Origin of the sequence: Capnocytophaga sp. oral taxon 329 str. F0087, from assembly GCF_000213295.2 — a bacterium.
Taxonomy (GTDB): domain Bacteria; phylum Bacteroidota; class Bacteroidia; order Flavobacteriales; family Flavobacteriaceae; genus Capnocytophaga; species Capnocytophaga leadbetteri_A.
Genome location: NZ_KN389993.1, coordinates 39,487 through 51,489, shown reverse-complemented (window position 1 = coordinate 51,489; position 12,003 = coordinate 39,487). Strand labels below are relative to the sequence as shown.

Below are 12,003 nucleotides of genomic sequence, written 5' to 3'. Positions count from 1 at the left end.
TTTCTATAATAGGATTTTGCTTCCCCCGCTGGCGCAAGCTTGCAGCTTGTGCCCAATTCAAAATTCAATTTCTCTTTTTCAAAAATATGCAACGTGTGATTATTATCTAAGATATACACCTTATTTTCTGAGACTTTTAAATCTCTAAGGCGAGTAAAACTATCATCTCTTTCCACTACTGCAATAGGTTCTGAAACATAGATAATTTCCTTGGTATTGATGTCTAAAACACCGAATCTTAAGTCATTAATAGAGCAAAAGTATAGTAAGTTATCTTGCAAAAAAGTATCACCACTAATATCATTCTTATTAAGTCCTGCTTTTTCTATCTTATTTTGCAGCCCAAAAAGATAAGGTATTATAGATTCTTTATTTAAGTCTATCTCAAAAAATCTATCAGCTTTTAACCCAAAAATCACACCTTTTTTAGTATCTAATTTAAAATCTGCACCATAGAAAATGTAATAGTCTTCATTGTCTAAATAATTTTCTACTATCCCAACAGCATTTTTCTTTTCTATTCCTAAAAAACGATATTTTAGTTTTCCCGTTTCAACATCTATTCCTATAAGTTCCCTTGCATTTAAGTATACCCAAAGAATATTGTTATATATTCCTATGAATTGTTCTACTTCATAATCTTTCTCTTCTTCTGAATATTTATATTTGAATTCACCAAATATTGAAAGAGGAAATTCCCAAAGGAAGTTGGTAGGAAAAATATGATAGCCTAATATTACATCTTTACTTGATGTAATGAGTACATCATTTGTATAAGTTTTTAAATACTGATAGTTTTCTTCAAGAATTATCTCCTTTACATTGACTAAATCATTTTCTAAAAGACAAATACTTCTGTTATATACTCCTCTTGATATTTTTACAGCATTAGCCCAAGCTATTAAATATTTGGAATTCTCATTTGCTATAAGAAAATAGTTACTTTTAATAATATTAAAATTTTCATTAATATAATAGCACCCCTTCTCTTCATCAAAAACTTGAATTAGAGAATCTGAAATCTTATAAATGCTAGTACCATCTATTCCTTCCATTAAGAGTGTATTGTCATATAACAAATTGTCGTTTAACAAACTATAAATTATTCCTTCTTTAAAAGGAATTACTTTATTTATATTTTCTTTTATTTCAATTAGAGAATACATAAATTAGAATTTTATAAAATTGTACAAAACAGAATCTGTTGAATTTATTAGGTCTCTAAAAACATTTTTAGCTTCACTTTTAGTTAAACCTTCACCTAATAAGTTATTTTTCAAAGTATTGTTTTTCAAAATAATCTCAAAGAGCTCATCTTTTTTGTTTTTAAACAATTCTTTAAAAGCTTGTTTTACCTCATTTATATTAGCTTTATTACTATTAATCATATAAGCTAAATCTTTTATTTCATCAACTTCTTGTAAATAACTTTCAAATTGTTGGATAAAATCTTTATCATTAGCTATTTTACTCCAAGTTTCACTATTATAACTCTTGAATTCTTCAAATAATGGTAAACTTCTATTGTTTTCTCTATTGAACTTCACGTCATAACGGCAGTTGGCACAGATATCATCTAAACCTTTTTCAAACTTCATATCTAAATCTAAATTCAAGTCGCTAAGGTAACTTTTTCCCCTTTTAAATTTTTAGTTGAAATATCCTTCCTCTTATTTCCTGTAATTTCTTTTGTACTCATACTTATAATTTACATAATTGGAACACTTATATTGCAAGTAAATTATGTAATATTTAAATCTTGTTTTCAACTCAATAGCATCTAATTTGCTCCTTGTTTCAAAATGCTCTATAAGTTGTTTCTCTACATCTGTTCGTTCTAAAGCATTAGGAGTTGTTAACCAATACACAATGAATAGACCATATCTCACAAGTATAAAAACTCCTACTAGTATAATACTTAAAAGAATAAATATAGTTGTTTTATATTTTATTTTATAGAAGTTGTTGCCCTGTATTTGTTTTCTCTGTACAATATATTTTCCACTCTCAGCAAAGGTAGTAATTTTTTCTCAATCGACAAAATTTTAATTAAGACACGCCCATTACGCCTGTCCCACCCGTCCCATCTGTCCCACTTGTTCCACTCGTCTCACTTGTCCCATAATCGCCGGTGCGGCTCGCACTCCCACTTGTCCCACTCGTCCCACCTGTCCCACCCGTCCCAGTCTTCCCAATCCTCCCAGTCTTCCCAATCCTCCCATCACCAATATTAACACTTTTTATTAAATATCTTTCAATAATATCTTCAGTATAGATTGGATATACACTGAGTACAGATTGAGTATAGGAAGAGCGAAGAATCATCGTTATCAAATCGATAACAAAACGAGTAAAACATTGCGAATAATGCAATTCTCCCCCACTAATGGGTTATTTGCATTAATATATAGGTTAATTGACAAATTATTACTACTTTTGCACCGAAAAACAAAATATACACATATTACTTTTAATGAAAGATATATCAAAAATATTAAAATCTGATATAAAAGCAGAAGATTTAAAACAGGAAAATGGCATTTTATGCTGTATGAACGACCTTTTCATCAGTGGAGATAACCAAAAGTATATGAAAATGTATGATTGGATGTCTTTTTTCTATGATTTTGGAGAAAAATGGATAGGAAAACTCAAATATGGCAACGCTATTGACCATTTGCGTACTGAATTAATGAGTCGTTTAGAATGGAAGAATAATATTTCAGTACTTTATGTTTCCATAGGCACAGGGGCTGACTTACGTTATATACCACAAGAGATAGACCTGAAAACGATAGAGCTTATAGGGGCTGACATCTCAATGGGAATGCTCAAAAAATGTAAAAAAGAGTGGCAAAAGCAAACAAATCTTACGCTTGTACAGTGTCCTGCCGAAGAATTACCTTTTGCCGATAATACTTTTGATATTGTTTTTCACAACGGAGGCATCAATTTTTTCAACGATAAAGCACTTGCCATAAGCGAAATGCTCAGAGTTGCCAAAACAGGAAGCAAACTCCTTATCGCTGATGAAACCGCTGACTTTGTCGAAAGCCAATACAAAAAAAGTCTCTTCTCCAAATCCTATTTTAAAGACAAAACAGTCGACTTGAATGTTATAGAAAAATGTATCCCTGCTTCAGTAACTGAAAAGAAAACAGAATTGTTCTGGGATAATAAATTTTATAGTATTACTTTTAGAAAACCTATTTGAGCGTCAATGTAAAGGAGTATTCTCCCCTTTCAGAGTATAAAAACTAAGTAAGATTTATGATAACACAAAAACTAATAGCCTTAGCCGATGCTCCTTACCGCGATTTTACCGCTGGTCTTATCCCTACGGTCGATAAGGCTCGTATTATAGGGGTACGCACCCCTGCTATGCGCTCGTTGGCTAAAGAATTGCTAAAAAACGAATCTGAAAAAGCAATGGCTTTCTTAGAAGAGCTGCCGCATTATTACTACGAAGAAAACAATTTGCACGCTTTTATAATAGCAGAACTAAAAGATTTTGAGCAGGTAATGAAGTATACCGAACGCTTTTTGCCTTACATCGACAATTGGGCTACTTGCGATACATTTGCGCCTAAAATCTTTCTCAAATACCCCGAAGAAACACTCGTCTATGTACAAAAATGGTTAGCAAGCACCGACACTTACACAATACGCTATGGTATAGGGATATTGCTATCTAACTATTTAGACGCGCACTTTAGTCCTGTACACCTGCAATGGGTTACAGCTATTAAGTCAAGCGAATATTATATAAATATGATGATAGCGTGGTACTTAGCAACCGCTCTGGCAAAGCAATACGAGGTAACTTTACCTTATTTAGAAGCAAAAACACTCGCGCCTTTTGTACAAAACAAGAGTATACAAAAGGCGCGAGAGAGTAAACGTATCACCCTTGAAATAAAGGAGTATTTGCTAACGCTTAAGGTTCAAAAAAGCTAAACACACAGCCACCATATCGCTTACTAGCTACAAAATGAGGTAACTCCGAAAGGTCAGTATGGCTAGAGTGCTCAATAATAAGGGTACCATTAGGTCTAAGAAGGGTATTGGCAAATACAAGTTCTACTATGGCAGCAAACTTTTCTGCGGGGAACTCGTATGGTGGGTCAGCAAAAACCACATCAAACTGCTGCGAGGTACGCTTTAGGTATTCATATACATCGGCTTTAAGTGCCGTGATAGGGTAGTCAAGTTCGCGTGCCGTCTTGCTGATAAACTGCACACAGCCACTATGGCTATCAATCGCTATCACCGCAGGGCAACCCCTACTAGCAAACTCATAACTTATATTACCCGTACCGGCAAAGAGGTCAAGCACCGAAAGCTCGTCAAAATAATAATCGTTATTGAGGATATTAAACAGAGCCTCCTTAGCAAAGTCGGTAGTAGGGCGTACCGGCAATTTAGCTGGGGCAATAAGTTGTTTTCCTTTGTTCTTTCCTGATATAATTCGCATAGGTATAATATATAGGCGACAAAAATAGTAAAAAAACACGAATGTTTGCACATTACAATAAATAATTGTACTTTTGCCAATCAAAAAAATTAAACACTGATGGTTGCTTTAAATTTTATATGGAACTCTAATGAGGTTCTTGCTTCTTTTGATTTACCTATTGTAGGTACTTTCCAACTTCGTTATTACAGCTTGATGTTTATTGTAGCGTTTAGCTTGGGTTGGTATCTCACCAAAAAAATATACCTAAACGAGGGCAAGACCGTACAACAACTCGATACTTTGTTTGTTTATACCGCTGTAGCTACTTTAGTAGGCGCGCGTTTAGGCGATTGCTTTTTCTACAATTGGGATTATTTCAAAGACCATTTATTAGAAATCTTCTTGCCTATTAAAGAGAAAGCAGGCGGAGGTTGGCAGCTAACGGGCTTTTCAGGCTTAGCAAGTCACGGGGCAGCAGTAGGTATTATCATAGCAATGCTGCTATACGTACGCAAGTACAAAGACATTAAGCTCTCGTGGATATTAGATCGCGTAGTAATTCCTATCACTATAGGTGGAATGTTCGTGCGCTTTGGCAACTTTTTTAACTCTGAAATCAACGGCAAGATAGTAAGCGACCAGTATCCGCTGGGGGTTAAATTCGTGCAAAACGGTATGCTCTCACCTCAGAGAGCAATGGCACTCACCGAGCAAACAGATGCACAAGAGGCGTACAAGCTCATCACCCACGACCCGCGTTTTGCTGAAGTGTTAGCCTCTATCCCCTACCAACACCCAGCCCAACTATACGAGGCATTTGGCTACTTCTGTCTATTTTGGGTACTGTGGTATGTCTATTGGAAAACGGATAAGAAAGAGCAACCTTATTTCATCTTCGGACTTTTCTTAGTATTGCTGTGGAGTATACGTTTTGCAGTAGAGTTCGTAAAGGAGAGTCAAGGAGGTTTTGAAAGCACTTTGGGGCTACTCTCTACCGGACAATGGCTCAGTATACCATTTATCATAGTAGGTTTTTATTTATTATTTAGAAAAAAAGTCTCAAAACTTTAATCTATTGCTTTTTGTAATTTGTGTCTAATAACAAATAATGAATATAGAAGCTATCAAAAACAGAAAAGGAGCTCAAAAGGCTGCAGATATTCCTTCCGAAGTACTTTTGCTATTAAATAAGGGAACTATAGAAACGGTAAACCTCACCGAATGGTTGGCTATAGACCATTCACAGCTGGTAAAATCTGTTTTCCCTACTTTAGGAATTGATAAAAATATCATTGAAGAGTTTGTTTGCCAAATCAATCAGCAAAAGAAACCTTCTACAATGAATACTATTAGGCTCATAGGAGTTTTGTTATACGAAAAATATGCAAATACTAACCTATATGAGCCTTTATTTGAGCAACTCAGCAATCACTTATCCGATTCTGTGCGCTGTTATGCTTGTTATTTGGTAGCTTTGCATACCAATATCCCTCTGGAAGACAAGTTACACAAATTAAAGCCCTTAGTAGCTGATAGTCATTTTGGTGTTCGTGAGATAATCTGGATGGCATTACGCCCCGAAATGAGTGAGTACTTAGACTTTTCAATTGCTTTTCTTTCTCATTGGGTAGAAAGCGAAGATGAAAATATACGTAGGTTCAGTACAGAAGCCTTACGTCCGCGGGGTGTTTGGTGTGCTCATATAGAAGCCTTGAAAGAAAAACCAGAACTCTATTTGCCCATATTAGATAAATTAAAATCTGATAAAGCAAAGTATGTGCAAGATAGTGTAGGAAACTGGCTAAACGATGCCAGCAAAACCCGCCCCGATTTTGTAACGGCACTATGTGAGCGTTGGGAAAACGAAAGTCCTACCAAAGAAACCAAGTATATTGTAAAAAAGGCACTGAGAACCCTTACCTCTAAATAGTATAAACCTTTTTTACCTACGATAGTACTATAGATATTATGACCACAAACCAATACAATCAACCTATAGGGGAGGCTTTACCTAATTTTTCATTAGGGGAGATGCCTACTATAAAGGTATTAGAAGGAGTATATTGCCGATTGGAACACCTCTCTGCAGAAAAACATTTAGACAACTTATCTGAGTTCTATTTAGAAGCTAATACAAATCCTGCAGATTGGACGTATCTATTTCTATCTCCTTTAAAAGATAAAGAGGAGTTGCGCACTTTACTCACTAAACAAGAAGCCTCTGCCGACCCTTACTATTTTTCTATTGTTAGCAAGGAAACCGGAAAAGCTATTGGAACGCTTTCGCTAATGCGTATAGAACCCAAATACAGAGTGATAGAAGTAGGTGCTGTTACCTATTCCGATACCTTAAAACATACACGAATAGCCACTGAGGCGCAGTATCTATTGGCTAAATACGTATTTGAAACTCTGCAATATAGACGTTACGAATGGAAATGCGATAGCCTTAATATGCCGTCACGCCGTGCTGCTGAACGCTTGGGGTTCGTATATGAAGGAACATTTAGGCAAGCAGTTGTTTATAAAGGGCGTTCACGCGATACAGCTTGGTTTTCTATGATTGATAAAGAGTGGGCTCACAACAAACGCTCCTTTGAACGATGGCTTTCTAAGGATAATTTTGACTCTCAAGGCAAACAGAAACAATCCTTACAAACAATTAGGCAATTAGCAAATTAACGCTATTTAATTATTTGTAGGTTTTATAACATTAATTCAAAATTCAAAATTAGTAAAAATGAACTTTTTTAGAAAACACTTTGTAGCAGTAGCTTTAGGCTTGGTAGCTTTAGCAGCTATTGCCTTTATTTTGCCTTATTTTTTAGGCGATAATAGTAATAATACACAGCGCGTTATTGAGCTTACCCCTGATGATGTGGTATTCAGAAAAGATGCAGAACTGTCTATCTATAAGAAAGATAGTCTATTGCAGCGTTTAGAGGTACAGTTAGCTCAAACAGAAGATGAGCGCGCTGTAGGACTTATGTACCGCTCTTCTATGGAGGAGCAGCAAGGTATGTGGTTTGTATTCGAAAATGAAGCACCTCGTTCTTTTTATATGAAAAACACGCTAATCCCTTTGGATATTATCTACTTAAACAAAGATAAAAAGGTAGTAAGCATTGCTAAAAATGCACGCCCTAAAGATGAAACTTCTTTGCCTTCAGAAGCGCCTGCTATGTATGTATTAGAAATCAATGGGGGGCTAGCAGATAAATGGGGCATAGAGAAAGGAGACCGTGTGGAAATTAGCAAATTAGAGAATTAGCAAATCAAGAAATACAATGGAAGAGCGCGTAATATTAGTAGATGAGCAAGACAACGCTATAGGGCTAATGCCTAAGATGGAAGCACACGAAAAGGCTGTGCTACATAGGGCTTTCTCGGTGTTTGTACTCAACCAAAAAGGAGAGATTATGCTGCAACAGCGGGCTGCTGACAAATACCATTCGCCTATGCTATGGACAAATACTTGTTGCAGTCACCCACGCGAGGGTGAAACCACTGTTGAGGCAGGCAAACGCCGACTACAAGAAGAAATGGGTTTTAGCACTGAGCTTACCGATGTAATGAGCTTCATCTATAAAGCCCCATTTGATAACGGACTAACTGAACACGAACTCGACCATATCTTAATAGGGTATTACGAAGAGTCCCCTATTATCAATCCTGAGGAAGTAGCGGCTTGGCGATGGGCACTGCCTGAAGACATCAGAAAAGATATAGCAACTCACCCTGAAAAGTATACCGAATGGTTTAAGATTATCTTTGAAAAATACGAAGAAAAATTAGGCAATTAACCAATTTTGCCAATTTTATAAATGAAAAATGCTGGTTGATGTAAGTATCAACCAGCATTTTTTATTACTTCTTATTCTGATATTTAAAATAATAAGCTAACATTTTGTAATAAAGTTTAGCTGCTAAGAAAGCTGTAGGCTTAGCCTGCTGACTATCCATCAGCTCTACTATATCAAAAGCTACTACATTGCACTTTTTGAAGACTTTGCGCAATAGTTTAAGAGTAGGATACCACTGCAAGCCTCCTGGTTCAGGTGTACCAGTAGAAGGTGCAATAGCAGGGTCGAAGGCATCTAAATCAATGGTGATGTATACATTGCCCGAAACTTTGTCGAGTACATCTTTTATCCAATTAGGATTTTTAGCAATCTCGTGAGCGAAAAACACACGTCCTTTAGGTAAGTATTGCTTTTCTTCAGCATCCATTGAGCGGATACCTACTTGCACCAACTTATGTTTTTGGTTCGCTTCAAACACCGCACAAGCGTGATTAGAGGTAGAACCGTGGTACTCAGGACGCAAATCAGTATGGGCATCGAGCTGTAGCACTGTTAGCTTTTCATACTTCTCGCCTACCGCACGGATAGACCCTATAGAAACTGAATGTTCTCCCCCAAAAAGAGTAAAGAGCTTGTCTTCGTTTTTGAGGAGTTCTTTCGTCTTTTGATATACCGCTTCGGTCATTGCCTCTGGCGAGCTATTCTCGCTTACTTCACCTGCCAAATACACCCCATTCAAATAAGGTTCAGTATCAGTTTCAATATCGTAAAGTTCCATATTTTCAGAAGCATCTAAGAACAATTCAGGTCCTTTATCAGCCCCTTTACCCCACGTAGAAGTACCGTCATAAGGTACGGTTACGAGCATTACTTTAGCATTCTCAAGTGTAGCATTTTCTTCTGGAATACCAGCATACGTTCTTTCCATCGTAATTGATTTTTAATAATTTTGCTGCAAATATACATCAAATTCCTCAATTGTCAATTATCAATTGCTATTTGTCTATTATTTTGTACTTTTGCCCCACAAATTTGAAAAAAGTTATGTACGAAGAAAACAAACCTCAATACCGTATCTTACTACTTATAGCTTTAGCTCACGGACTAAACGACCTTATTCAGGGAATGATACCTTCTATCTACCCTACTCTACAAGCCAAATATGCCCTTACAATGACGCAAATAGGGGTCATCACGCTTTGTTACCAGCTATCAGCTTCTATTTTGCAGCCTTTAGTAGGCAATTATACCGACAAACACCCCAAACCTTACTCGCAAGTATTAGGAATGGCATTCACTACCTTAGGAGCTATTTTTTTATCAATGGCAAGTAGCTATACAACTATCTTGCTTTCAGTAGTGCTGATAGGGGTAGGCTCTTCGGTATTTCACCCCGAATCGTCGCGGGTAGCCTTTTTAGCTTCAGGCGGGAAACGCTCTTTTGCCCAAGCTATTTTTCAATTAGGAGGCAATTTAGGTACAGCTTTCGCCCCCCTATTGGTTATCTTATTAGTTTTCAGCAAGAAAGTAATAGATGGACAGCTAATAGAAGAAGCTCACCAAGAGCGATTAATATGGTTTTGCTCATTTTCTATTTTTGCAATGCTTATCCTTATATTGATAGGTAAATGGCGCAGTATATTGCTAAAACTGCTGAAGAAAAAGGCTAAAAAACCTATAGTAATGCCTAATCTAACAAGGGCTCAGGTACGCAATTCGATGATTATACTGATGCTTTTGGTATTTTCTAAAAACTTCTACACTGCTGCTATCAATAATTATTTTCAGTTTTATACCATACAGAAGTTTGGTTTTAGCAATGAGCAAGCACAACTTTACCTATTTTATTTCTTGGGAGCAGTAGCGGCGGGCACCCTTATTGGTGGCTTCTTTGGCGACAAAGTAGGGCGCAAGTTCATCATTTGGTTTTCAATATTGGGTACCGCTCCGTTTGCACTCTGGCTACCTTACGCTGATGCTACTACTACCGGAGTGCTTATAGTGTTGATAGGCTTTATCATTGCTTCAGCTTTTGCCTCTATATTAGTGTATTCGCAGGAGTTATTACCTCATAAAATAGGAATGATTTCGGGCTTTTTCTACGGTTTTGCCTTTGGTATGGGCGGTTTAGCATCCGCACTTCTGGGCAAACTAATAGACTTAACAGATATTTATTTTGTGTATAAAGTATGTTCGTTTTTGCCCCTTATGGGACTTATAGCGTATTTTTTACCGAACCTTAAAAAATTAAAAAATTAGTATATGAGATTTATTGTTTTATTTTTAGCCTTTGTTATTTGGGCTTGTGAACTACCTAAAAATCAAGCTGCTACTAATAAAGAAAAGGAAGAAAGTTTAGCACAAGAAGCTCCTAAACCATCAGTTAGTATAGAAGAAGCAGAACAAAAAGTAATTGACCTACTTTTAATAAAAAAGTTAGGTGATGAAATTGAGAAAATATCTAATGGGAAAAAAGGTATTTCTTTCATAACAAATGAAGTTACTATTGAAAACACTCCTTTCTTTGAGCTTTATGTAGGGTATAATTCAGCAATTAGATTTGAAAATCGTTATATTTTGTATGTGAATAGAACTAATATTGAAGATATTCGCATATTAGAAGCTTCTTCGGGGGAAATAGTACCTCTTTCTTCTTTAAAAGAGGAAAAATATTCATCTGAAGAAGAAATGTATTGTACCAATCTATTGGTAAAAATAGTTAAAAGCTCTAATTTAGACAATCCTTTATACAAAGCTGATAAAGAAAAGTGTTTCTTAAGAATTGACAGAAAGGATAATGAAAATATTTACATAGAAATCTATGTAGAAAATGATATTTCTGACAATGTACAACAGCCAGAGGTAGTAGAAAGGGCTATCGCTTGGTTACTTTTTAATACTTCAACTCAAAGATTGTATGATATCACATTAGATATAGAAACTCCTAAAGAGCTCTCTTATGATAAAGGGCTCTTGAAAAACATCAATTTGGACAACCTATGTAAAGAGTAAAAGCTTTTTATTTGACTCTTGAAAGGGTGATACCATCGCGGATGGGTAATAAGACGGTCTCTACACGGGGGTCGTCTTTTATTTTTTGGTTGTATGCCATTAGCGCTTGGGTGTGTTTGTCGTTGTGTTTTACCTCTTCTACTACCTTGCCACTCCACAGCACATTATCGGAAAGGATAATACCACCACGGTTCATTTTTTCAATTACTAAATCAAAATAGTGGGCGTAATTCTGCTTATCGGCATCAATAAAAACAAGGTCGAAAGTAGTATCGAGTGAGGGGATAATATCAGCAGCTTTGCCCAGATGCTGCACTATCTGGTTGCCATAACCACTGCGGTCGAAGAACTCGCGCTGTAGGTCTGTCAACTCTTCTTTGATGTCGATGGTGTGGAGTACCCCCTCAGGATGTAACCCCTCAGCCAAACAAAGGGTAGCATAGCCCGTATAAGTGCCAATTTCTAAAATAGTGCGAGGTTGCACCATCTTAGACAACAAACTGAGAAAACGCCCCTGAAAATGTCCGCTAATCATTCGTGGTTGCAGTACATTAAGGTGCGTACGCTTATTGAGTTCTTGCAGCAAAAGTGGCTCATCTTCAGTATGTTGAGCGGCGTAATTTTCTAATTCTTCAGATAAAAAATGCATCAGTAAAATATTTTTTGGCAAAGATAGAGATAATATTGAAAAAAACTGTACCTTTGGAGCGAATTTTAAGGGTTATCGTTCGC

General features: G+C 36.4%; 15 protein-coding genes. 9 read left to right on the top strand and 6 right to left on the bottom strand.

Annotation, left to right across the window (positions count from 1 at the left end):
• The 3 genes from HMPREF9074_RS11845 to HMPREF9074_RS12645 all read right to left on the bottom strand — a co-directional run.
• A partial coding sequence (locus HMPREF9074_RS11845; RefSeq protein WP_084063416.1) for a hypothetical protein occupies positions 1-1,166 on the bottom strand: 1,166 nt, incomplete at its 3' end.
• A 3-nt stretch (positions 1,167-1,169) separates the two neighbouring features.
• Positions 1,170-1,598: a hypothetical protein gene (locus HMPREF9074_RS04005; RefSeq protein ID WP_009392894.1), complete on the bottom strand. Its 429-nt coding sequence runs from the start codon at positions 1,596-1,598 to the stop codon at positions 1,170-1,172.
• A 465-nt stretch (positions 1,599-2,063) separates the two neighbouring features.
• Positions 2,064-2,237 (bottom strand): hypothetical protein, encoded by a 174-nt coding sequence (locus HMPREF9074_RS12645; protein WP_196774069.1) that lies wholly within the window; start codon positions 2,235-2,237, stop codon positions 2,064-2,066.
• Between the two features lie 236 nt (positions 2,238-2,473).
• Between HMPREF9074_RS12645 and HMPREF9074_RS03995 the strand changes: the two genes are divergently transcribed.
• Both HMPREF9074_RS03995 and HMPREF9074_RS03990 read left to right on the top strand, forming a co-directional pair.
• On the top strand, positions 2,474-3,214 hold the full coding sequence (locus HMPREF9074_RS03995; RefSeq protein ID WP_009392896.1) for a class I SAM-dependent methyltransferase: 741 nt from the start codon (positions 2,474-2,476) through the stop codon (positions 3,212-3,214).
• Between the two features lie 56 nt (positions 3,215-3,270).
• Positions 3,271-3,957 carry a DNA alkylation repair protein gene (locus tag HMPREF9074_RS03990; RefSeq protein WP_009392897.1) on the top strand — a complete coding sequence of 229 codons (687 nt, stop codon included), beginning with the start codon at positions 3,271-3,273 and terminating at the stop codon, positions 3,955-3,957.
• On the opposite strand, the gene HMPREF9074_RS03985 is transcribed toward HMPREF9074_RS03990, so the two are convergent.
• Positions 3,938-4,474, bottom strand: a complete 537-nt coding sequence (locus HMPREF9074_RS03985) for an RsmD family RNA methyltransferase (RefSeq protein ID WP_009392898.1) — start codon at positions 4,472-4,474, stop codon at positions 3,938-3,940. The genes HMPREF9074_RS03990 and HMPREF9074_RS03985 overlap by 20 nt on opposite strands.
• A 99-nt stretch (positions 4,475-4,573) precedes the next feature.
• On the opposite strand from HMPREF9074_RS03985, the gene lgt reads away from it, so the two are divergent.
• The 5 genes from lgt to idi are packed head-to-tail and all read left to right on the top strand — an operon-like array spanning position 4,574 to position 8,259.
• Complete coding sequence (gene lgt, locus HMPREF9074_RS03980; protein WP_009392899.1) at positions 4,574-5,527, top strand: prolipoprotein diacylglyceryl transferase; 954 nt, start codon at positions 4,574-4,576, stop codon at positions 5,525-5,527.
• A 37-nt stretch (positions 5,528-5,564) separates the two neighbouring features.
• Complete coding sequence (locus HMPREF9074_RS03975) at positions 5,565-6,386, top strand: DNA alkylation repair protein (RefSeq protein WP_009392900.1); 822 nt, start codon at positions 5,565-5,567, stop codon at positions 6,384-6,386.
• A gap of 38 nt (positions 6,387-6,424) precedes the next feature.
• A complete protein-coding gene (locus tag HMPREF9074_RS03970; protein WP_009392901.1) occupies positions 6,425-7,138 on the top strand; it encodes a GNAT family N-acetyltransferase in 714 nt (237 codons plus the stop codon).
• Between the two features lie 58 nt (positions 7,139-7,196).
• The gene (locus HMPREF9074_RS03965; protein WP_009392902.1) at positions 7,197-7,727 is read left to right on the top strand and encodes a DUF192 domain-containing protein; all 531 of its coding nucleotides are present in this window, start codon (positions 7,197-7,199) and stop codon (positions 7,725-7,727) included.
• Between the two features lie 16 nt (positions 7,728-7,743).
• Positions 7,744-8,259 carry an isopentenyl-diphosphate Delta-isomerase gene (idi, locus tag HMPREF9074_RS03960; protein WP_009392903.1) on the top strand — a complete coding sequence of 172 codons (516 nt, stop codon included), beginning with the start codon at positions 7,744-7,746 and terminating at the stop codon, positions 8,257-8,259.
• A gap of 64 nt (positions 8,260-8,323) precedes the next feature.
• Here the strand turns inward: idi and speB are convergent, their stop codons facing one another.
• Complete coding sequence (gene speB, locus HMPREF9074_RS03955; RefSeq protein WP_009392906.1) at positions 8,324-9,187, bottom strand: agmatinase; 864 nt, start codon at positions 9,185-9,187, stop codon at positions 8,324-8,326.
• Positions 9,188-9,303: 116 nt separating this feature from the next.
• On the opposite strand from speB, the gene HMPREF9074_RS03950 reads away from it, so the two are divergent.
• Together HMPREF9074_RS03950 and HMPREF9074_RS11755 are read left to right on the top strand one after the other, a co-directional pair.
• Positions 9,304-10,518, top strand: a complete 1,215-nt coding sequence (locus tag HMPREF9074_RS03950) for an MFS transporter (RefSeq protein ID WP_009392907.1) — start codon at positions 9,304-9,306, stop codon at positions 10,516-10,518.
• Positions 10,519-10,521: 3 nt separating this feature from the next.
• Positions 10,522-11,271 carry a hypothetical protein gene (locus HMPREF9074_RS11755; protein ID WP_009392908.1) on the top strand — a complete coding sequence of 250 codons (750 nt, stop codon included), beginning with the start codon at positions 10,522-10,524 and terminating at the stop codon, positions 11,269-11,271.
• Positions 11,272-11,278: 7 nt separating this feature from the next.
• Here the strand turns inward: HMPREF9074_RS11755 and HMPREF9074_RS03940 are convergent, their stop codons facing one another.
• Entirely contained in the window at positions 11,279-11,920 is a 642-nt protein-coding gene (locus tag HMPREF9074_RS03940) for an O-methyltransferase (RefSeq protein WP_009392909.1), read from the bottom strand.
• Between the last annotated feature and the right edge of the window lie 83 nt (positions 11,921-12,003).

What these genes read in the sequence shown, in the direction of transcription:
- HMPREF9074_RS03975 (WP_009392900.1), top strand. Translation starts at nt 5,565, where the DNA reads ATGAATATAGAAGCTATCAAAAACAGAAAAGGAGCTCAAAAGGCTGCA.
- HMPREF9074_RS03995 (WP_009392896.1), top strand. Translation starts at nt 2,474, where the DNA reads ATGAAAGATATATCAAAAATATTAAAATCTGATATAAAAGCAGAAGAT.
- HMPREF9074_RS04005 (WP_009392894.1), bottom strand. Translation starts at nt 1,598, where the DNA reads ATGAAGTTTGAAAAAGGTTTAGATGATATCTGTGCCAACTGCCGTTAT.
- HMPREF9074_RS03950 (WP_009392907.1), top strand. Translation starts at nt 9,304, where the DNA reads ATGTACGAAGAAAACAAACCTCAATACCGTATCTTACTACTTATAGCT.
- speB (WP_009392906.1), bottom strand. Translation starts at nt 9,187, where the DNA reads ATGGAAAGAACGTATGCTGGTATTCCAGAAGAAAATGCTACACTTGAG.
- HMPREF9074_RS03965 (WP_009392902.1), top strand. Translation starts at nt 7,197, where the DNA reads ATGAACTTTTTTAGAAAACACTTTGTAGCAGTAGCTTTAGGCTTGGTA.
- lgt (WP_009392899.1), top strand. Translation starts at nt 4,574, where the DNA reads ATGGTTGCTTTAAATTTTATATGGAACTCTAATGAGGTTCTTGCTTCT.
- idi (WP_009392903.1), top strand. Translation starts at nt 7,744, where the DNA reads ATGGAAGAGCGCGTAATATTAGTAGATGAGCAAGACAACGCTATAGGG.
- HMPREF9074_RS11755 (WP_009392908.1), top strand. Translation starts at nt 10,522, where the DNA reads ATGAGATTTATTGTTTTATTTTTAGCCTTTGTTATTTGGGCTTGTGAA.
- HMPREF9074_RS03985 (WP_009392898.1), bottom strand. Translation starts at nt 4,474, where the DNA reads ATGCGAATTATATCAGGAAAGAACAAAGGAAAACAACTTATTGCCCCA.
- HMPREF9074_RS03970 (WP_009392901.1), top strand. Translation starts at nt 6,425, where the DNA reads ATGACCACAAACCAATACAATCAACCTATAGGGGAGGCTTTACCTAAT.
- HMPREF9074_RS03940 (WP_009392909.1), bottom strand. Translation starts at nt 11,920, where the DNA reads ATGCATTTTTTATCTGAAGAATTAGAAAATTACGCCGCTCAACATACT.
- HMPREF9074_RS03990 (WP_009392897.1), top strand. Translation starts at nt 3,271, where the DNA reads ATGATAACACAAAAACTAATAGCCTTAGCCGATGCTCCTTACCGCGAT.